Below are 20,652 nucleotides of genomic sequence, written 5' to 3'. Positions count from 1 at the left end.
GCTTGTGTCTACTTGTAGCTGCCGCTGAGCGTCGTGAAGTTGAGGTAAGCGCGCTGGCCCTTGACTCCTTTCACGCGAGTCTGTTCGCCACCATTCTCACGGAAGTCGATCTTCCCGCCCGCATTGAGGATGAACTCGGTGCGCCACCAGTCGTAACCGTCGAAGCTGACGCACATGCGCACGTCGTCATCAGCCGCAAACGCAGGTGAAACGAACTCGCCGTTCTCTTCGGTCGGCGTGGTGAAGGCGTGGCTGGCGTTGACATTCCATTCGCCGGCCGTGTTGCCGATGAGGTAGACGGTGGGCTTGAGGAACGAAACGGTCTTCACCGTTGGCTTGGTATTGACATAGACGAGATACCAGCCTGCGTTGCCGATGACGATGTTGTCGGTTCCAGAGGGGTTGGCTCCGGCTTCGTCCACCATCTTGTACTGGGCGCCGAAGTCGTTGCCCCAGCCTGCTTGCGGCGCAAACTTGATTTGCTCGTCCTTGTGCAGGTAGATGATTCTCCAGAAAGCGTCGTCGTTGCCGTTGACAGGATGCAGGTTGAGCCACGTGCCGCCCCAGCTGTAGTTGCTGCCGGTGAGGTAAAGTTCGGGATTGCTCATCGCCGTCACCTCGTAAGTGCCGTTGAGCACATTCACCTTGATGCGGTATTTCTTGGCACCTTCTACGGCAGCGAACTTGATGTTGCCGCCCGCGTTGGTGGTGCTGATGGTTCCCGAGTTGGCTGCTACGGGGTCGCTGTCGGCTGAAGACAGCACGTTGCCCCAGTTGCTGACCTTGTCGTCGGCGCCGAAAGCGGACGCCGGAGCCAGTTTGATTTCGTAGGTCTCAAGGCCGTCGACGGGCTTCAGGTCGACCGTGAACTCAGGAACGTCGTATGGGTCGGCCCCTCCGTTGGTCAGGTGCATGGCTTCGTCGCGCATGAGACTCCAGCTGTTGACGTTGCCGACGATGTAGTAGCCCTTCTCGTCGATGAACGGTGCCTGCGGAATCACCTTGACATTGAATTTGCCGGACTGCGCCACGAGCGTGTTCTTGACGGCCGTCTTGCCGTCGCCGGTGTAGGCTGTGACGGTGGTTGTGACAGTTCTCTCGACAGGCCGCAGGCCGAACGTCTTCTCCACGTAGGCTTTCAGGTCCTTGACCAGCATGTTGCCGGTGACGCTTACGGCATATTCCTTGTCGCCCAAGTTGATGAAATAGAGGTTGGTGGTCTCCTTGTAGGTTGTCGTCGGTGCCACGATCGTGCACACTTTCACCGAGTCGGTGTCGGCGGGAGCCTTCGGATATTGGGCAAGGTCGATCACGCCCACTTCCGTCACCTTGCCGTTGCCGAAGTTGATGGCTGCTTCCTGCTTGTTGCCGGCCTGGTTGGTCCAGTCGCCAAAGTCCTCGTTGCAGGCTGTCAGGCCCATCAGGGCGACCGCCGCAATCATGTATGATTTTAGTTTCATGATGTTTTCTGTTTGTGGGAAGGGGGTAGTCGCCATGCTTTTCCCCCGTTCCCATGGTTTTATTTATTTCTGCTCGATAAACATGTAGGCACCCGTGATGTCGTTGAAGAATATCTTGTAGGTGCCGGCCGTTACGGGAATCTGGCCTCCGTCGGTGGTGGCGATACCGCAGGGGAAGGCCGATGTGCCCCAGGCGGTGCCGGTGTTGGCCGTGAATTTCATGTTGACGTTGGACAAAGTCACCGTGGCGGTCCAGTCGTGGTTCTCGCCTCCGGCCACTGTCGTGACAGGTTTCATGTCCGTATCGCCCACTTTCATCGACGTATATTTCTTCACCGGATCTTCCGGAGCGTATTCCTCGGTCTTCATCACATGCTCTTTCGTGTCGATGGTGATACGGTAGTAGCCTGCCTTCGAGCAGGTGAGGTTGCCCGTGTCGTCGCCTCCGTCGCGGTACTTGTAGCCTTCTCCGTCCTTCAAGTCACCACCGCCCATGCCGTAGTTCCAGTTGCTGAGGCCTTCGGGGGCCAGAATCTTGAACTCTCCTTCGGTGAAATAGCCCACATACTCGATGAGACCGTCGCCCGTGAAGCGGTTGTAGGACTGGCCGGCCTTGATGTACATCGGCGTAAGCGACGTGCCGATCTTGGCCGGATCGTTGCTCCAGGAACCATCGGCGACGATACCACCGATGAGATACCAGAACTTCGGCAACTTCTCCTTGAGGAAGTAGGGCGTCACCTTGATGGTCTGCGGCTGCGAATAGACGTAGGAGCTGCTGTCGGTGGCGTGCGACAGGCTGGCCACGAGGCGTACCTTGAGCGTGATCACTTCGTTTTCATTCACCTGGTCGGCCTCTTCGTAGCCGCGAAGTTTCATCAGTCCGAGGTCAATCTCATTGGCGGGAGCCTCGTAGGTGACCGATTTTCCCTTCGTATCGGTCGACGCCACCTTCGCGGGGTCTGAGAAATCGGCCGCCTCGGTGAACTGAATCCAGTAGGAAGTTTCCGTGGGGAAGCCGTAGTCGGGAGCCTTCTCAGCCTTGAACTCTATGGATTCGCTGTTCTTCAGATTGACGACATTCTCGCCGATGGCCGGTGTCAGTTGTGTAAATGTATTGGGAACGTTGAGCCGAGGGTTGTCGTCACGGTCGGTTTCACATGACGTGAGAACGACGGCGCCCATCAGCAATGCTGCCATTATATTGATCTTTTTCATAATTTTGTCAGTTAATCGTTATTTACCGTAACCTGTATTCTGCTTCAAATTGCCGTTGGCGTTCAGGTCGCTGTTAGGAATTGGATAGATGTTGAGGTGCTTGTCGAATGGCGTTCCATACTGGGTGCCGCCCATCCACTCCCATTTGTAGAAGCTTTGGCCGCCGAATTTGCCGAAGCGAATCAAGTCCATGCGGCGGCGTCCTTCGAAGGCGAACTCTCTGGACCACTCGTCGCAGATGTTGTTGAGCGTGAATGCCGTCACCTGGGTAGCGTTGGCACGCTTGCGGAGTTCGTTGACCATCTTCAGGCCGGTGTCCGAACATTTGCCGCCGTGCCGCCGTGCGTCGGCCTCGGCAATGTTGAGATAGGCCTCTGCGGCACGGAACATGGGGAAGTCGGTGTCTACGAACTGCGTGTGCTTGGGCGCCGTGCCGTCGGAATGCGTGTTGAGGAACTTCACATAGGCGAAACCTTTGGTGAAATCGCTTTCCTTCTCAATGCTCAGCGAGTGGCCGTCGTTGTAGAAGAGGGCGCGGTTGTCTTTTGCCGAAGCCGCTACCTTGTCGGGAGTACCCGTGGCGTAGCCGCCGTTGGGGAAGAATTTCTCGACAAACTGCTTGCGGGCGTGGTTGCCACCCCAGTTCTCCGACGTTCCGTAAGGATATTTGTCTTTGATTTTGTCGTTGCAGGTGGAGGCGATGATGAAGAGACATCCGCCCCAAGTCTGCGTCTCCTGACCGTCATGGATGGCCGGCAGGATGATTTCTTTCTGTGCTCCGTTCTTGTCGTTGTCGCCCATAAAGAGCAGCTGGAATGCCGAGTAGTTGGTGGTTCCGCTCTTACAGAGGTCGTAGGTGCCGTCGTCGAGCACCTTCTGGGCGTACTTCTGCGCGTCGGCCCAGGCGGCCTTGCCGGTGTAGACCTCGGCGTTCAGGTAGTTGCGGGAGAGCAACAGCCAGGCTGCGGCCTTGTCGGCGCGGCCGTATGCGGCACGGGCTTTCGGGTCGTTGAGCACTTCCTTGCCCTCTCCTTCGCCGCTGATGTCCTTCAGTTCGGCCTGGACGAAGTCGTAAACCTGCTGCCGCGATGCCTGTGGAGCAAGCTCGGCAGTGATTGTTGTGACGAAGGGAACGTTGCCATAGAGGTCCATCAGGTAGGAATAATACATGGCACGGAGGAAGCGTGCCTCAGCTCTTTGGGTGAGAACGACGTCACTTGTCTCGCTCGCCGTTTGTTCGAGGAAGGAGTTGGCCAGCGTGATTCCGAAGTAAAGGCGGTAGTAGAGCGCCTTCATCATGGGGTGGCTGTCGCTCCAGGCATTGTGGTTGAACTCGGGAATGCCCGCGTCGCCCCAGATGCAGTGGGCTTCGTCCGTCGGAAGTTCATTGGCGTTCCACAGTTGTCGGATCATACTTGACGTGCCTTCGTCGATGTCATCGATGTCTCCATCACCAGCGGGACCGGTCTGTCCGGTCAAAACCATGTTGGCATAGATCTTCGTGAAGTTGCCGTTCAGGTTGTTTTCTGTGACCTTCTGTGGGTTGATGTTCTTCACATCCAGGTCTCCCACGCAAGCCGTAAGGCCAAAAGAGGCGATGGCAAGTGCAGTTGCAGGCAGTATATGTTTGATGTTTGTAAGTGTCATAATCGTTTTCTTTAATAGATCTGCTTAGAAGTTCAGGTTGAGACCGAGTACCATCGTGAATGGACGGGGGTAGAGAGAGCGGTCGATTCCGTTGGAAATCTCGGGGTCGAGGCCCTTGTATTTGGTGATGGTGAACACGTTCTGGACGGTGGCGTACACACGACCGCTGATTCCGTTGTAGCTCTTGCCCTTGAGCAAGTTGGCAAAGCTGTAGCCCAGCGTGATGTTGTCCATCTTCAGGAAGGAAGCGTTCTCGACGAAAGCGTCGGAATAGAACTGCTCGGTGAGCGGATTGGTGAGACCCAATGCCACGGCGTCTTTCGGACGGTTGGCAAGATATCCCAGCGAGAAGATGGAACCTGAACCTACGTTGATGGCACCCGCCAGGTTGTCATTGTAGACATAGTTGCCGAGGCTGGCACGCATGGCGAAGCTGAAGTCCCAGTTCTTGTAAATCATCTTGGAGCCCAATCCCATCGTCACGTCGGGTGTCGGCTTGTAGTAGAAGTAGCGGTCGCCACTGTCGATGTAGCCGTTTCCGTTGCGGTCGACGTAGGTGTTGGGAATCATCTTGCCGTCCTTGTCGTATGCCTGCTGGTAAACGTAGAATGAACTTGCGGCATGTCCCACGGCATGCGCTTGGATATTGCCACCCGTTCCGGCAGAGATGCCACCCGTCTCGACGTAGTAGTTGTCGCCGTTTCCACTGACAAGTTCGTCTATTTTGTTCTTGTTGTAGGTGAAGTTGTAGTTCAGTTCCCAGCGGAAATCCTTGGTCTGGATGGGGCGGACGGTAGCGCCGAACTCGAAACCGGTGTTGTGCAGGCTTCCGATATTGCTGGTCAGCTTGTTGCGGAAGGTGCTTCCGGCAGCCATATAGACGGTGTTGATCAGGTCCGTCGTCTTGCGATAATACCAGTCGAGATTGAACATCAGCCGGTCATTGAGGAAGCTCAAGTCGATACCGGCGTTGTAAGTAGTCGTCTTTTCCCATGTCAAATCCTTGTTGACAGCGTCCGGACGGTAGGTGACACCATTGTTCAGGCCGATGTTGTAGTAAGCGTGGTCGGCATTGGGCTTGTACGTTTCGATGTAGCCATAGTCGCCGATACCTTCCTGTTGGCCCGTGACACCCCAACCCAGGCGGAGCTTGGCGTCGTTGATCACATTGATATCCTTGAGGAACGACTCCTCTTTCATCTTCCAGGCGAAGGCTGCCGACGGGAATACGCCCCAGCGGTTGTCCTTGCTGAAGCGCGAAGAACCGTCGCTACGCAGCGTGAAGGTGAGGAGATAGCGGTCCATCAGGCTGTAGTTCAGTCGACCGAAGAAAGACACCAGATAGTATTCGCTGGCGTATTTGGTCTCTGTCGAAGGCGCGTCATACTTGGTGTTGGCCAGCGGCTCGTTAGCTTTGTGCGAGCCATCGGGGTTGAATGTCTCGACAGTCGCTTCGCTTGTAGAGGGAATCCAGCCGTAACCGTTGCGGTCACTCTTCACGTGGAAGTGTTGCCATTCATAGCCGGCCATGGCGTCGAGATGGTGAATCTTGTCGAAATCCTTCATATATTGCATGTAGGCATTGTATGAAAGATTGTACGAATCCTTAGAGTTCCAGCCGTCATAGCCGTAGTAGTTGTTCGTCGTGGAGTAGGGACTGATGGTCGTGTTCTGCTTTCCGGTGGAGTAATCGGCACCCCCGTTCATGTGGATATGCAGGTCTTCGAGTCCATGGAAGGCGTAGTCCACCTCGATGTTGCCGACAAACGACTTGGAAGTGGCACGGTCGTTCTTCTGTTCGAGCAGTGCCACGGGGTTGGCGGTGGCGAAGCGGTTGCGGGTCTGAAGCCAGGTCTTGTCCATATAAGTGGAAGAGGTGTACCACTGGGTGTAGCCCCCGAAGTATTTGGTATATACGTCGTTGCCTGTCGCCGTCACGGGTTTGGTCGGGTCCATGTAGCGTGCGGCTCCGATGGCGCCTTCGTCAGCATAGCGACTCTTGGCGATCATGCCCTTGCCGTTGATGTTGAACTTCAAATGGTCGTTGAGAAGAGAGGGCGAAAGGTTGAGGCTGGCCGTGTAACGCTCGAACTTGCTCGTCTTGACGATACCCTCATTGTTGGTGTAACCCAAGGAAACGCGATAGGGAAGGTTCTTCAAACCGCCGGCCACCGTGACGTTGTGGTCGTGCGAAACGGTCGTGCGGAGAATCTCGTTCTGCCAATCCGTGTCGGCAAAGTGCTGCTCTCCCTGCTCGTAGGTGCCCTTGTAGCCCGTGAACTTGCCGTCCTTGTCATACGTTTTCTCAACGTTTGTCTCCTTCACGTCATACCATCCCAGCGCCTTGTAGGCCTTGCTGTCCTCACCGTATGTGTTTTTGATGAACTCACGGTACTCCGCCGCGTTCATCACATCCAGCGTCTTCTTCTTCGAAGCGATGGAGATGTTGCCGTTGTAGCTCACCTTCGGTGCCTGTCCCGCACGTCCTTTCTTGGTCGTGATGATGATGACGCCGTTGGAAGCACGGCTTCCGTAGATGGCCGTTGCCGAAGCGTCTTTCAATACGGTGAAGCTTTCGATGTCGTTGGGGTTGACCATCGAGAGCGGATTGGACAATCCCTGCACGCCATAGTTGTCCATGGCCAACCCGTCAATGACGATCAACGGGTCGTTGCTTGCATTGAGCGACGAGCCTCCTCGGATGCGGATGGTGGCGCCGCCGCCGGGCTTTCCACCGTCGTTCACGACGCTCACGCCGGCAATCTTGCCGCTGATCATGTCCTGCGCGTTTGTCTGCAATCCGTGGTTCATGTCATCCGGCTTGATGGCGGTGACCGAACCGGTGAGGTCGGACTTCTTGGCACGGCCGTAACCGATGACCACGACGTCCTTCAATGTCTGATTATCTTCCTGCAATGTCACGATCACATTTTCCGCTGCCGCAACTTTAGCCGGCTGATAACCGATGTATGAAATCGTAATAAGAGTGCCTTTGGCTGCCTGAATCGTGAAGTTACCGTCAAAATCGGTAACGGCGCCCCCTTGTTGGCCTGCGGCTCTGACGGTGGCTCCGATGATTGGTTCGCCGGTTGCATCCTTAACATGTCCCTTGACACTGATTTGTTGTGCAAAGGCGCTGACAGAAAGGAGTATTCCCAACAAGAGAACATACGTCCTTAGCGGTAATCTGAATTTTACCTGCTTCATCATTTTGCTTTGGTTTTAAGTTAACGTTATTTATATAATAGTAATTATCGTCGGTCGGAAGAAGGCCCTTTCAGGGCGAGATGTACTTGTCATTAGGTGGTTGGCGCCACGATTTGCGCATGGCGTTCGATGGCCAACGCTGCAAAAGTAGTCCGATTCTTGAAATGTTGTCACCCTTTTGAGGCCGAAAATGCCGCTTTTGATGTGCAAACGTTTGCGCTTTAGAAAGTTTTTTTTTACTTTTGCGCAAACAAAGATACTGCCGTTTTGCGCTATCTTTGCACCCGTACCACCGTAAAGATTGAGAATGGCACGACAGCCGCTTCATTTTGAAGTTCTTGAACCTACTATCCTGTAACATCACCATGGCTGAAACTACACCTATAACAATGAAGGATATCGCGCGGGAACTGGGCATTTCCGTGTCGACGGTATCTCGTGCGCTGAAGAACAGCCCGCGCATCAGCCTCGAACGCAGGCAGATGATCCAGTCCTACGCGCGCGAACATAATTTCTATCCCAACGTCATAGCCGAGAGTTTGCGCAACAGCCGCGTCCGACCGCAGAAGTTGATTGGCGTCATCATCCCCCAACTCAACCACTTCTACTTCTCTTCCATCCTCAGCGGCATAGAGGAAGAAGCCTCGACGCGGGGCTATCGCATCCTCGTGGCGCAGAGCAACGAGAAGTACGAACGTGAGGTGGCGCTCTGCCAGTCGTTCTATGAGAACAAGGTTTGCGGCGTCATCGTCTCCCAAGCCAAAGACACGCAGCGGTACGACCACTTCTCCAAGCTCATGGAACATGGTCTTCCGCTGGTCTTCTACGACCGGATATGCACGGGAGTCGACGCCAGTCGCGTCGTGGTGGACGACTACATGGGCGCCTATACGGCCGTGAAGCACCTGATAGACACGGGCTGCAGGCGCATCGCGTTCTACGGAACGTCCATGAAACTGGAGATTTCGAAGAACCGCTACAACGGTTATCGCGACGCCTTGCTCAACAACGGCATCACCCCCGACGAGCACCTGATCCGCTATTGTGACAACCGGGTCGACGCGGAAGCCATCACCCCAGACATCCTGGCGGCCGAACCACGTCCCGACGCCTTCTTCGCTGTCAACGACGACACCGCCATCGGCATTCTCTATTCGGCAAAACGCCAGGGATTTCGGGTTCCCGAGGATGTGAGTATCTGCGGATTTACCAATGGCGAACGCGCCATAGCCTGCGATCCCATGCTCACCACCGTCGAGCAACGAGGCAAAAGGGTGGGCGAAGAGGCTGCCAATATCTTGATAGGACAGGTCGAAGGCTCTATTCCCATGGATAAAGTGGAGAAGAGAATCGTGAGAACCCGACTGATTATCCGGGGCACGACGCACTAAACGTTGCCCGATATTCCGCTCACCACAGCTGAATGATGTGGCCAAAACCTAAATGCTGAATAACAAAAACAATATATTACGAAAATGAAACAAAAACCGGACATGAATTTCTGGGGCCTATGGAATCTGAGTTTTGGATTCTTTGGCGTACAGATTGCTTACGCGCTACAGAGCGCCAACATCTCAAGAATCTTCGCTACGTTAGGTGCCGACCCGCACAACCTGAGTTATTTCTGGATTCTTCCACCGCTGATGGGGATTCTGGTTCAGCCAATTGTCGGCACGTTGTCCGACAAAACGTGGTGCCGGTTCGGCCGTCGCGTCCCTTATCTCTTCATCGGAGCCGCTCTGGCGGTGCTGGTGATGTGCCTGTTGCCCAACGCCGGTTCGCTCGGACTGACCGTTTCGGCCGCCATGGGCTTTGGTTTGGTGTCGCTGATGTTCCTCGACACCAGCATCAACATGGCCATGCAGCCCTTCAAAATGCTGGTGGGCGACATGGTGAACGAGCGGCAGAAGGGGCTGGCCTACAGTATTCAGAGCTTCCTTTGCAACTCGGGTAGCGTGGTGGGTTTTGTCTTTCCCTTCCTCTTTACGGCCTTGGGTATTGCCAATACGGCCGCGCCGGGCATTGTTCCCGACTCCGTCATCTGGTCGTTCTACATCGGCGCGGCCATCCTGATACTCTGTGTCGTCTACACCACGCTGAAAGTGAAGGAGTGGAATCCGCAGGAATACGCGCGCTACAACGGCGAACGCGCTGACGTGAAGGGCAAGGAGGAGGGCGACAACTGGCTCACGCTGCTGAAGAAAGCCCCCAAGACATTCTGGCAGGTGGGCCTGGTGCAGTTCTTCTGCTGGGCCGCGCTGATGTACATGTGGACCTATACCAACGGCGCCATCGCCGACACGTGCTGGAACGTGGACATGCTCGACCCGCACGCCACGTCGACCGAGGCCTATCAGGTGGCCGGCAACTGGGTGGGGATACTCTATGCCGTGCAAGCCATGGGCAGTGTGGTCTGGGCCATGGTGCTTCCGCAGTTCAAGAACCGCAAGTTTGCCTACGCGCTGAGCCTCTTGCTGGGAGGCATCGGCTTTGCCCTGGTGCCGTTCATCCCCAACCAGTACGGCCAGTTCGCTGCCTTCCTGCTCATCGGTTGCGCCTGGGCGGCCATGCTGGCCATGCCCTTCACCTTCGTCACCAACGCCCTGCAAGGCTACGGTCACATGGGCGCTTACCTCGGATTGTTCAACGGTACCATCTGTGTTCCGCAGATTGTGGCCGCCCTTCTGGGTGGCGTGCTGCTCCACTTGGTGGGTTCCGACCAGTCCAACATGATGATTGTGGCCGGCGTTCTGCTGGGTGTGGGCGCCCTGTGCGTGTCATTCGTCAAGGAGAAATAGAGGGTTGCGGCACCGGCGGCCGTCGTGCTGACACGGATTGTCAAGTGGTTGAGAATCAATAAGTTTGCGGCGGTGTTGACAAAGGGCTGCTTTCAGCTCCTCAAAGCAGCCCTTTCAGCCGCTCAAAGCAGCCCTTTTGCACGCCGGTCGCTATGCTCTTGCGCGCTGAAAGCCATGCTTTTGCAAAGCCATAGGCCCATGTTCCGCCCGTCATCCCTTTGCTTTCATCCCTCAACAACCCTTTTCTCCATGCAAACGATTGCATTTCTTTTTCCATCAATACCTTTCGTCGCGAAAGCGGCGACCATGGATTATTGTTAATTTTGGAGCGTATTTACTAACCATTCACTATGAACTTATATTTCAACATAGACTATCGGACAGTCTTCGGTGAAGAACTGTTGCTGAATTGTGTCGATACCGACAAGTCAGGAAACGAGCGCGTCGCGCAATACCGCATGGCCACGGTCGACGGTTTGCGCTGGACTTGCGCGCTGGAACTCAAGAAAGACAATCTCGCCCGTGTGCTCACCTATTTCTATAGTGTGGACTGCGAGGGCAGCGAACGCCGCCACGAGTGGTCCACCGAGTGCCACACGCTCAACCTGAACCTAATCAAAGCCGACACGTATCGTATCTTCGACAAGTGGATCGACATTCCCGAAGACTCCTATCTCTACAGTTCGGTCTTCACGGAGTGCGTCAACCGTCGCAAGACGGCGGTGGTGAATCCCACGGCTTTCGCCAAGACCGTGCGCCTGGTGGTGCGTGCCCCCCAGCTGCGGGGCGACCAGCGGCTGGCCGTCTGCGGCGAGAGCGACGTGCTGGGGGCGTGGAATCCGGCCAAGGCAGTGCCCATGTATGAGCACAACTTCAACGAATGGATCGTCGACCTCAATGCCGATGCGTTCGAGGATGATGTCATCGAGTTCAAATTTGTGGCTCTCGGCAGCGACGAGGCCGACCCGATGTGGGAGACGGGGCTGAACCGCACCGTGGAGACGATGGACTTGGAGGACGGCGAGGCCGTCGTCTACGAGCTGGACCAGGCCTTCTTCGAGCTGTGGAACCGCAAGTTGGCCGGCACGTTGGTGCCCCTCTTCTCGCTCCGGAGCACGACCAGCTTCGGCGTGGGCGACTTCGGCGACCTCCGGAAGATGATCGACTGGGTGGCACAGACCCGCCAACGGGTGCTGCAACTGCTGCCCATCAACGATACGACGACCACCCACACCTGGACGGATTCCTATCCCTACAGCTGCATCAGTATCTTCGCGCTCCATCCGCAGTATGCCGACCTCGGCCGTCTGCCCGCGCTGAACGACCCGAAGAAGCGCAACGACTTCGAAGCCCTGCGCCAACAGCTCAACGCCCTCAGCCAGATTGACTACGAACAGGTGAACCGTGCCAAGCTCGAATACCTGAAAGAACTCTACGCCCAGGAGGGAAAGGCGCTGCTGAAGACGCCCGAATACAAGGCGTTCTTCAAGGAAGCGCAGCAGTGGCTCGTGCCTTACGCCCAGTATTGCCACCTGCGCGACACCTACGGAACGGCCGACTTCAGCCGTTGGCCCGACCATCAGACGTGGAACGAGGCCGATCGTGCGGCCCTGTCGGCTACAACCAGAAAGGCTTATAAGCAGGTAGAGTTTTATTATTTCGTGCAATTTATCCTCAATTCGCAGATGGAGGCCGCCCACGAATATGCCCGCAAGAAGGGTGTTATCTTAAAAGGCGACATCCCGATTGGGGTCAATCGCTACGGTTGCGACGTGTGGATGGAACCTAAGTACTTCAATCTGAACGGACAGGCGGGGGCTCCTCCCGATGATTTCTCTGTCAATGGGCAGAACTGGGGCTTCCCTACCTACAACTGGGAAGCCATGTTGAAGGACGACTGCGCGTGGTGGGTGCGCCGCTTCCAGCACATGCGGAAGTTCTTCGATGCCTACCGCATTGACCACGTATTGGGCTTCTTCCGTATTTGGGAGATTCCCGCCGACGCCGTCCATGGCCTTCTGGGCCAGTTCACGCCGGCTCTCGGCATGACCCGCGAGGAGATAGAAGCCTATGGTTTGCGCTTCCAGGAGGAGCATTTCACCACGCCGTTCATCGCCGATTGGGTTGTCGACCGCGTGTTCCGGGCGAACGCCCAGCGCGTGAAAGACACCTATCTGCAACATCTGCACGACGACATCTGGGCCATGAAGCCCGAGTATGACACGCAGAAAAAGGTGGAGGCGGCCTTCGCCGACGCCACCGACGAGCAGGCGTTGTGGCTCCGCGACGGCTTGTACGCCCTCATCAGCAACGTGCTTTTCGTGCGCGACCGCAAGGATGCCAACCTTTTCCACCCGCGCATCAGCGCTCAGTTCGACTTCACCTACGAGGCTTTGTACGACAGCGACAAGGCTACTTTCAACCGCTTGTACAATGATTACTTCTATCGTCGCAACAACCACTTCTGGTATCGTGAGGCTATGAAGAAGTTGCCGAAGCTCGTTCAGGCCACGCGCATGCTCGTTTGCGCCGAAGATCTGGGCATGGTGCCGGACTGTGTGCCCTGGGTGATGAACGAACTGAAGGTCTTGAGCCTCGAACTACAGAGCATGCCGAAGAACCCGAAGGTGCGTTTCGGCTATCTGGAAGACAATCCCTACCGTTCCGTCTGCACCATCTCAAGCCACGACATGCCCACGCTGCGGCAGTGGTGGGACGAGGACGACGAGCGCACGCAGGCCTATTACAGCACCATGCTCCATCGGTCGGGCGGCGCTCCCCATCCGTTGCCGGGCTGGTTGGCCCGCGACATCGTGAGCCGCCACCTGTGTTCGCCCTCCATGCTCTGCGTGTTGTCCATCCAGGACTGGCTGTCCATCGATGAACGGCTGCGTCTGGACGACCCCAATGCCGAGCGAATCAACATTCCGGCCAACCCCAAGCACTATTGGCGCTACCGCATGCACATGACGATAGAGGAGCTTATGGCCAACGAAAGCTTCCGCGAGAACGTCGCCGAGCTGGTGGCCGAAAGCGGAAGATAATCCCTTTGGCTTTCCCGTCCGTGCCTTTCGGGCGGGAAAGCCGCGTTTGAACGAAACCATCACATTACTTTTAGAATCATGAACCGAATCAAAACTTTTCTCGCCATGGTGCTGTTGCCCATGCTGGCGGCCGCCCAGACGGTGACGTCGCCCAATGGTAAGGTCAAACTGACGTTCTCTTTGACAGGCAATGGCGTGCCTACCTACGAGTTGACGTTTAAGGACAAGAGCGTCATCAAGCCCAGCCGACTGGGTTTGGAACTGGCTAAGGACAGGCACGCGTCGCGCAAAATGAAGGAAACCGACCTGATGGACGGTTTCAAAATCGCCGACACCAAGACGTCGACATTCGACGAGACGTGGAAACCGGTGTGGGGCGAGACGGCCACCATACGCAACCATTACAACGAATTGGAGGTGAGCCTGAACCAACCGGCCACCCACCGCAATGTCATCATCCGCTTCCGGGTGTATGACGACGGCATGGGACTGCGCTACGAGTTCCCCCAGCAGAAGGCGCTCAACTACTTCCTCATCAAGGAAGAGCACACGCAGTTTGCCATGGCGGGCGACCACAAGGCGTGGTGGCTGCCCGGCGACTACGACACGCAGGAGCAGGAGACGCAGGAAAGCAGGCTCTCCGAGATACGGGGACGCTTCAACGACGCGGTCAACTGGAAGAACTCGTCGGTGGCCGTCTTCTCTCCGACGGGCGTGCAGACGGCTTTGCAGATGAAGACCGCCGACGGACTCTACATCAACATCCATGAAGCGGCGTGCGTCGACTACGCCACGATGCACCTGAACCTGGACGACAAGAACTTTGTCTTCGAGAGTTGGCTCACGCCCGACGCCACCGGACTGAAAGGTTGCATGCAAACGCCGTGTCAGACGCCGTGGCGCACGGTGCTCGTCAGCGACGACGCGCGCGACATGTTGTCGTCGAATCTCATCCTGAACCTCAACGAACCTTGCAAAATCGAGGACACGAGTTGGATTCATCCGACCAAGTATTGCGGGGTGTGGTGGGAGATGATCGTCGGAAAAAGCTCATGGAACTACACCGACGAATACCCTTCCATCAAGCTGGACCGCATTGACTGGACGAAGGCGAAGCCCAACGGACGCCACGGGGCGACCACGGCCAACGTGAAGAAGTATATCGATTTCGCCGCCGCCAACGGCCTCGACCAGGTGCTGGTGGAGGGATGGAACGTCGGTTGGGAAGACTGGGCCAACCATTGGAAGCGCGATGTCTTCGATTTCGTGACGCCTTATCCCGATTTCGACTTGAAATATCTCAACGAATATGCCCACTCCAAGGGCGTGAAACTCATGATGCACCACGAGACAAGCTCCAGCGTGGGCAACTACGAGCGCCACATGGAGAATGCGTTCAGGCTGATGAACCAGTATGGTTACGATGCCGTGAAGGGCGGTTACGTGGGCGACATCATCCCACGGGGCGACCATCATTTCTCACAGTCCATGAACGAGCACTATCTCTACGTGGTGAAAGAGGCTGCCAAGCACCGTGTCATGGTCAACGCGCACGAGGCTGTGCGCCCGACGGGCCTCTGCCGCACCTATCCCAACTTGGTGGGGAACGAGAGCGCACGTGGAACGGAGTATGAAGCGTTCGGCGGCAACCGCCCGGACCACACCGTCATCCTGCCTTTCACGCGCCTTCAAGGTGGTCCGATGGACTATACGCCGGGTATTCTGGAGACCCAACTCAGCACGTGGAGCAACAACAAGTCGTGGGTTCGCACGACGTTGGTGGGGCAGCTGGCCCTCTATGTGACGATGTACAGCCCGCTCCAGATGGTGGCCGACTTGCCCGAGAACTACGCGAAGTTCAACGACGCGTTCCAGTTCATCAAGGATGTGGCCTGTGATTGGGATGAAAGCAGATACCTGGAGGCCGAGCCGGCAGACTACATTACGGTGGCGCGCAAGGCCAAAGGAACCGACAATTGGTTTGTCGGAGGCAAGTGCGATGAGAACGGTCACAGGAGTATTGTCAAGCTGGACTTCCTCGACAAGGGCCGCAAATACGAGTGTACGGTTTATGCCGACGCCAAGGATGCGCACTACAAGGACAACCCCAAGGCCTATACCATCACCCGACGGGTGGTCAAGAAGGGTGACACGCTGAAGTTGACGCAGGCTCCCGGTGGCGGTTTTGCCATCTCTTTGATTGCCAAATAATCATTTCTCGCCCTTTCTCCGCTGTGTTGGAGAAAGGGCGTTGTGTCTAAAATCCAACGCAACATGAATCTAAAAAAGTCTTTATTAGCCGTGTTTTCCGCTGCACTGATGACGCAATCGGCACCGCTGCATGCTGCTTCCGAAGGCACGCGGTTCGATTTCAGGGAGGTAACTTACAGCCCTTCGCAAACCGTTTTCAAACTCAATACGCCTCGGAAGCCGGTTGTCCGCATCTATGCCGACGGCCTTCAGGGGACTCCCCTGCGTGTGGTGGGGATGAAGAAGATAGGCCGTGACCTTTGGTCGGCCACCGTCAGGGGCAATCTGAAAGGACGATTCTATACCTTCGACATCGGAAAGGGCGAGACGCCGGGCGTCTTTGCCAAGGCGGTGGGTGTCAACGGCCGGCGGGGAGCCATCATCGACTGGGCCGACACCAATCCCGCAGGCTGGGAAAACGACAGGCGGCCGGTGAACCGGTCGGCCCACGACCTCGTCATCTACGAACTTCATCATCGTGATTTCTCCATCGATGTGTCTTCGGGCATGGCGAACAAGGGCAAATTTCTGGCCCTTGCCGAGCCACGGGCCATCGAGCACCTGAAGAAACTCGGTGTCACGGCCGTTCACATCCTGCCTTCGTTCGACTACGCGTCGGTGGACGAGACCAAGCTCGACCAACCGCAGTACAACTGGGGCTATGACCCGCTGAACTACAACGTGCCCGAAGGCAGCTATTCGACCAATCCCTATGACCCCACCGTGCGCGTCAAGGAGTTCAAGCAGATGGTGATGGCCCTGCACAAGGCCGGCATTCGGGTCTTTCTCGACGTGGTGTACAATCATACTTTCGACTTGGACGGCAGCAACTTTGAGCGCACTTATCCCGGTTATTTCTATCGTTACGCCAAGGATGGACAGCCCGGCAACGGCTCGGGCTGCGGCAATGAGACCGCTTCGGAACGACCGTTGATGCGCCAATTTATGATTGAAAGCGTGAAATACTGGGTCAACGAATACCATATCGATGGCTTCCGGTTCGACCTGATGGGCGTGCACGATATTGAGACGATGAACGCCATTCGTGCCGAAGTCAGCAAAATAGATCCCCACCTATTTATATATGGTGAGGGATGGAGTGCCGGCAGCTGCGTTTATCCGCAGGAAAAACTGGCCATGAAGGGCCACATGGCGCAGCTACTGGGCATCGCGGCCTTCAGCGATAACATCCGTGACGCGCTTCGTGGACCGTTTTCGGATGACACGAAGGGGGCTTTTCTGGCCGGTATCGCAGGCGAGGAAGAGAGTCTGAAGTTTGGTATCGTGGGCGGAATAGCCCATCCCGAGGTCGACATGGCACGCGTGAACTACGACAAGAAGGCCTGGGCCGCCCAGCCGAGCCAGCATATCAGCTACGTCAGTTGCCACGACGACATGTGTCTTGTTGACCGCTTGCGCGCCTCAATGCCCGGTATCGGCGACGACGAGCTTATTCGGCTCGACTTGTTGGCCCAAACTGCCGTCTTCACTTCGCAGGGTGTGCCCTTCATTCTTTCAGGTGAAGAGATGTTGCGCGATAAGAAAGGCGTGCACAACTCTTATAATTCGCCCGACAGTATCAATCGTCTTGACTGGAACAATCTTAAGCGTTACCCGCAGGTGTTCGACTACTACAGCCGCTTGATTCGTCTTCGCAAGAACCATCCGGCCTTCGGCGGCGGCTCGGCGGCTGACGTCAAGGCGCATCTTTCGTTCCTTCCGACGCAGGATTGTCTGGTCGGTTTCACGCTCACCGATTATCCCGGCGAGCCTTGGAAGCGCATTGTGGTGGTGCTCAACGGCAGTCGTGACAGCCGCACGGTGGACATTCCGGCGGGCGACTACACCGTGGTTTGCCGCGACGGACTCATCCGTGAGGAGGGAATGGGCAGGCAGCAGGGCGGTCAGGTGACCGTGGCGCCTCAGTCGGCATTGATTCTGCACAACTAAAAAACTACACGAAATGAAAAAGACAATCGCTTTGTTGGGCTTTCTTCTCGGCTCCGTGTCGATGGACGCGGCCCCTAAGATCGACAAGATAGAGCCGGCCAACTGGTTTGCCGGCATGAAGAATCCGAGTCTGCAACTGATGGTTTACGGCAAGGACATCCGCAATGCCACCGTCACGGTGGACTATCCGGGGGCACGCGTCGACTCGCTCGTGCGGCTGGATTCGCCCAACTATCTGCTGGTTTACCTGAACCTGGACGGTGCCCGGCCCGGGGAGATGACGTTGAAGTTCGACGGCAAGAAGGTGAAATATCCGCTCAAAGAGCGCGAGATGGCCGGCGATAAGCGCATGGGATTCACCAATGCCGATGTACTCTACATGCTCATGCCCGACCGTTTTGCGCAAGGAAAGAACCATCCGGCACAGGTGAAAGGCCTCAATGCCTACAAGGAAGACCGCACGAAGCCCAGTCTGCGGCACGGCGGCGACCTTGAAGGCATTCGCGAGCGCTTGGATTACCTTAAAGAACTGGGCGTTACGGCATTGTGGTTTACGCCAGTGCTCGAGAATAACTCGCCCGATGAAGGCAATACAAGTACTTATCATGGCTATGCTGCGACAGATTATTATAAGGTAGATCCACGCTTTGGTAGCAATGAAGCCTATCGACAACTGATTGATGAGGCCCATCGGAAGGGACTGAAAGTGGTTATGGATATGATTTTTAACCACTGCGGCTTCGAACATCCATGGGTAAAGGACATGCCGACAAGGGACTGGTTCAATACGCCGGAGTGGCTTCGGGAGGCACAGCGTGGGCAAAAGGCGGGCGAACGGGCCAAGGTGAACGACCAATATCTGCAAACTTCCTACAAGTTGACGCCCGTATTGGACCCCTACGCGTCGAAAGTGGACTTGCGGGAGACGGTGGATGCCTGGTTTGTGCCTACCATGCCCGACCTCAACCAGCGCAATCCGCACGTCATCACTTATCTGATACAGAACAGCGAGTGGTGGATTGAGACCGTCGGAATCGACGGAATACGCATGGATACCTATCCGTATGCCGACCGCAAGGCTATGGCGCAGTGGATGGAAAGGCTGGATGAGGAATATCCGAACTTCAATACGGTGGGCGAAACATGGGTCACAGAGCCGGCTTATACGGCTGCTTGGCAGAAGGATTCAAAGCTTTCGACCATCAACAGTTATCTCAAGACGGTGATGGACTTCAGCTTCTTCGACAAGTTGAACCAAGCGAAGGCCGAGGAAACCGATGGTTGGTGGCGGGGATTGAACCGCATCTACAACAGTTTGTGCTACGATTATCTGTATGAAGACCCATCGAGTGTGATGGCTTTCATCGAGAATCACGACACCGACCGCTTCTTGGGAGAGGGACAAGACACGCTGGCACTGAAGCAGGCATTGGCTTTGTTGCTTACCATCAATCGCATTCCGCAACTTTATTATGGTACAGAGGTGCTTATGAATGGCACTAAGGCCGTGACCGATGGTAATGTTCGCAAGGATTTCCCGGGTGGTTTTCCCGGCGATAAGCGCGACGCGTTCACGCCAGAGGGCCGTACGGCCGAAGAAAATGCCATGTTCAACTGGCTAAGCCGATTGCTCCACTGGCGTCAGGGCAATGAGGTGATCAGCCGTGGCACGCAGACGCAGTTCATACCTCACAAAGGTGTTTACGTCATTGCACGCCGGTATGGCCGAAAAACGGTGATGACGGTACTCAATGGGTTGCGTCGCAATGCCCAACTCGAAGTTCAACGTTATGCGGAAATCATCGGCAAGCATGTTCAGGCTACCGATGTGATGACGGGACAGCCGGTCGATTTGTCGGCCAATGTGCCACTGTCGCCCCGCCAAACTTTGATATTGGAGTGGTCGGAATAGTAATGAATCGGGCTGGTCAGGCAAATCTGATCAGCCCGATTCATCAATATAGTAACAAGAGACCCGCAAAAGCGGCATAGCCTATCATGGCGATAGGATTGATTTTTAGGTATTTGGTGCCCACAAAAGTGGCCACGAAGAGGGCAATGCTGATGTAGAATTGCCATGGGTTGTCGGGAGTTGAGAAGTTCTCGGCCGTCATCAGCAACAGTGCGGCGGCCCCAAGAAGTCCTACAACGGCAGGACGCAGCCCCGAAAAGACGTCTTCCACGAGTTGCGTGTGCATGTATTTCATGAGCATTTTGCTGATGAGCAGCATGAGAATGAACGACGGCAACACCAGCGCGAACGTGGCCGTGGTCGAGCCGAGGATGGCCATGGGTGCGTCGAAGCCGGCATTCTTCACGGCCGTATAGCCGCAGTAGGTGGCCGAGTTGATACCCACGGGCCCCGGTGTCATCTGACTGATGGCGATGACGTTGGTAAATTCGCCCATCGAAAGCCAGTGCCAGCGGTTCACGACTTGTCCCTGAATGAGCGATATCATGGCATAGCCGCCACCAAAACCGAAAAGTCCGATTTCGAAAAACGTCAGAAATAAGTATAGGAATATCATAAGCGTTTCACTCCGTGGTCTTTAAGTATTGTCCGTAGATATAACCTCCCAGTCCGGCGGCTATGATTACGTAAATCGGATTGACACCCAAAAGCCATATCAGCAGTGCTCCGCCAATGGGAATCCAGCAGTTGGACAGGCCGATTTTGGCATTCTTGGCCAGTTCAAACGTAGGAACGGCAATCAATGCGACCACGGCCGGGCGTATACCGGCAAACATGGCAGCCACGGTTTTGTTCTCCTGAAAGGCATGGAAGAACATGGCGATGGCCAGAATGATGAGGAAAGAGGGGAGGGCTGTACCGAATGCCGTACAGATCGCGCCCTTCAGTCGGCGTAGTTTGTAGCCTATAAAAATGCTGATGTTGATGGCAAACACGCCCGGACAGCTTTGGGCAATTGCCAAAAGGTCGAGAAATTCCTCCTCGTTAATCCATTTGTATTTGTCAACAACATCAGCCTTGATCATGGGAATCATGGCATAGCCACCACCAAAGGTGACTATGCCAATCTTAAAGAATGTTTTGAATAATGTGAGATACATTATTTA

Annotated in this window: 13 protein-coding genes; 6 read left to right on the top strand and 7 right to left on the bottom strand. The window is 55.7% G+C overall.

What is annotated here, in order from left to right; genetic code table 11:
* Positions 1-8: 8 nt before the first annotated feature.
* The 4 genes from K334_RS0101980 to K334_RS0101965 all read right to left on the bottom strand — a co-directional run bounded on the left by K334_RS0101980 (position 9) and on the right by K334_RS0101965 (position 7,532).
* Positions 9-1,460 carry an Outer membrane protein SusF domain-containing protein gene (locus K334_RS0101980; RefSeq protein ID WP_027444423.1) on the bottom strand — a complete coding sequence of 484 codons (1,452 nt, stop codon included), beginning with the start codon at positions 1,458-1,460 and terminating at the stop codon, positions 9-11.
* Between the two features lie 63 nt (positions 1,461-1,523).
* Positions 1,524-2,678 carry a SusE domain-containing protein gene (locus K334_RS0101975; RefSeq protein ID WP_081658007.1) on the bottom strand — a complete coding sequence of 385 codons (1,155 nt, stop codon included), beginning with the start codon at positions 2,676-2,678 and terminating at the stop codon, positions 1,524-1,526.
* Between the two features lie 18 nt (positions 2,679-2,696).
* Positions 2,697-4,325 (bottom strand): RagB/SusD family nutrient uptake outer membrane protein, encoded by a 1,629-nt coding sequence (locus tag K334_RS0101970; RefSeq protein WP_027444422.1) that lies wholly within the window; start codon positions 4,323-4,325, stop codon positions 2,697-2,699.
* A gap of 24 nt (positions 4,326-4,349) precedes the next feature.
* Positions 4,350-7,532 (bottom strand): SusC/RagA family TonB-linked outer membrane protein, encoded by a 3,183-nt coding sequence (locus K334_RS0101965; RefSeq protein WP_154655535.1) that lies wholly within the window; start codon positions 7,530-7,532, stop codon positions 4,350-4,352.
* A 365-nt stretch (positions 7,533-7,897) separates the two neighbouring features.
* Between K334_RS0101965 and K334_RS0101960 the strand changes: the two genes are divergently transcribed.
* Positions 7,898-8,923: a LacI family DNA-binding transcriptional regulator gene (locus tag K334_RS0101960; protein ID WP_021589588.1), complete on the top strand. Its 1,026-nt coding sequence runs from the start codon at positions 7,898-7,900 to the stop codon at positions 8,921-8,923.
* A gap of 84 nt (positions 8,924-9,007) precedes the next feature.
* Complete coding sequence (locus K334_RS0101955) at positions 9,008-10,330, top strand: MFS transporter (RefSeq protein WP_027444420.1); 1,323 nt, start codon at positions 9,008-9,010, stop codon at positions 10,328-10,330.
* A 100-nt stretch (positions 10,331-10,430) separates the two neighbouring features.
* On the opposite strand, the gene K334_RS14695 is transcribed toward K334_RS0101955, so the two are convergent.
* The gene (locus K334_RS14695; RefSeq protein ID WP_154655523.1) at positions 10,431-10,610 is read right to left on the bottom strand and encodes a hypothetical protein; all 180 of its coding nucleotides are present in this window, start codon (positions 10,608-10,610) and stop codon (positions 10,431-10,433) included.
* 70 nt (positions 10,611-10,680) lie between these two features.
* Here K334_RS14695 and K334_RS0101945 point away from each other — a divergent pair, with 70 nt between their 5' ends.
* The 4 genes from K334_RS0101945 (at position 10,681) to K334_RS0101930 (ending at position 19,486) form a co-directional block, all read left to right on the top strand.
* Positions 10,681-13,374, top strand: a complete 2,694-nt coding sequence (locus K334_RS0101945; RefSeq protein WP_027444419.1) for a 4-alpha-glucanotransferase — start codon at positions 10,681-10,683, stop codon at positions 13,372-13,374.
* Positions 13,375-13,452: 78 nt separating this feature from the next.
* Positions 13,453-15,585: a glycoside hydrolase family 97 protein gene (locus K334_RS0101940; RefSeq protein WP_025881861.1), complete on the top strand. Its 2,133-nt coding sequence runs from the start codon at positions 13,453-13,455 to the stop codon at positions 15,583-15,585.
* A 63-nt stretch (positions 15,586-15,648) separates the two neighbouring features.
* Positions 15,649-17,574 (top strand): type I pullulanase, encoded by a 1,926-nt coding sequence (pulA, locus tag K334_RS0101935; protein ID WP_027444418.1) that lies wholly within the window; start codon positions 15,649-15,651, stop codon positions 17,572-17,574.
* A gap of 13 nt (positions 17,575-17,587) precedes the next feature.
* On the top strand, positions 17,588-19,486 hold the full coding sequence (locus K334_RS0101930) for a glycoside hydrolase family 13 protein (RefSeq protein ID WP_025881862.1): 1,899 nt from the start codon (positions 17,588-17,590) through the stop codon (positions 19,484-19,486).
* A 43-nt stretch (positions 19,487-19,529) separates the two neighbouring features.
* On the opposite strand, the gene K334_RS0101925 is transcribed toward K334_RS0101930, so the two are convergent.
* Complete coding sequence (locus K334_RS0101925; protein ID WP_025881864.1) at positions 19,530-20,102, bottom strand: chromate transporter; 573 nt, start codon at positions 20,100-20,102, stop codon at positions 19,530-19,532.
* Positions 20,103-20,109: 7 nt separating this feature from the next.
* The gene (locus K334_RS0101920; RefSeq protein WP_027444417.1) at positions 20,110-20,646 is read right to left on the bottom strand and encodes a chromate transporter; all 537 of its coding nucleotides are present in this window, start codon (positions 20,644-20,646) and stop codon (positions 20,110-20,112) included.
* Positions 20,647-20,652 lie beyond the last annotated feature (6 nt).

Source organism: Segatella baroniae DSM 16972 = JCM 13447 (assembly GCF_000426585.1).
Taxonomy (GTDB): domain Bacteria; phylum Bacteroidota; class Bacteroidia; order Bacteroidales; family Bacteroidaceae; genus Prevotella; species Prevotella baroniae.
The sequence above is the reverse complement of the archived record's forward strand: the minus strand, read 5'-3'. Positions and strand labels throughout refer to the sequence as shown.

Excerpts from the sequence above, each read along its gene's own strand:
- K334_RS0101925 (WP_025881864.1), bottom strand. The coding sequence starts at position 20,102 with ATGATATTCCTATACTTATTTCTGACGTTTTTCGAAATCGGACTTTTC.
- K334_RS0101975 (WP_081658007.1), bottom strand. The coding sequence starts at position 2,678 with ATGAAAAAGATCAATATAATGGCAGCATTGCTGATGGGCGCCGTCGTT.
- K334_RS0101940 (WP_025881861.1), top strand. The coding sequence starts at position 13,453 with ATGAACCGAATCAAAACTTTTCTCGCCATGGTGCTGTTGCCCATGCTG.
- K334_RS0101970 (WP_027444422.1), bottom strand. The coding sequence starts at position 4,325 with ATGACACTTACAAACATCAAACATATACTGCCTGCAACTGCACTTGCC.
- K334_RS0101980 (WP_027444423.1), bottom strand. The coding sequence starts at position 1,460 with ATGAAACTAAAATCATACATGATTGCGGCGGTCGCCCTGATGGGCCTG.
- K334_RS0101965 (WP_154655535.1), bottom strand. The coding sequence starts at position 7,532 with ATGAAGCAGGTAAAATTCAGATTACCGCTAAGGACGTATGTTCTCTTG.
- K334_RS0101955 (WP_027444420.1), top strand. The coding sequence starts at position 9,008 with ATGAAACAAAAACCGGACATGAATTTCTGGGGCCTATGGAATCTGAGT.
- K334_RS0101920 (WP_027444417.1), bottom strand. The coding sequence starts at position 20,646 with ATGTATCTCACATTATTCAAAACATTCTTTAAGATTGGCATAGTCACC.
- K334_RS0101960 (WP_021589588.1), top strand. The coding sequence starts at position 7,898 with ATGGCTGAAACTACACCTATAACAATGAAGGATATCGCGCGGGAACTG.
- pulA (WP_027444418.1), top strand. The coding sequence starts at position 15,649 with ATGAATCTAAAAAAGTCTTTATTAGCCGTGTTTTCCGCTGCACTGATG.
- K334_RS0101945 (WP_027444419.1), top strand. The coding sequence starts at position 10,681 with ATGAACTTATATTTCAACATAGACTATCGGACAGTCTTCGGTGAAGAA.
- K334_RS0101930 (WP_025881862.1), top strand. The coding sequence starts at position 17,588 with ATGAAAAAGACAATCGCTTTGTTGGGCTTTCTTCTCGGCTCCGTGTCG.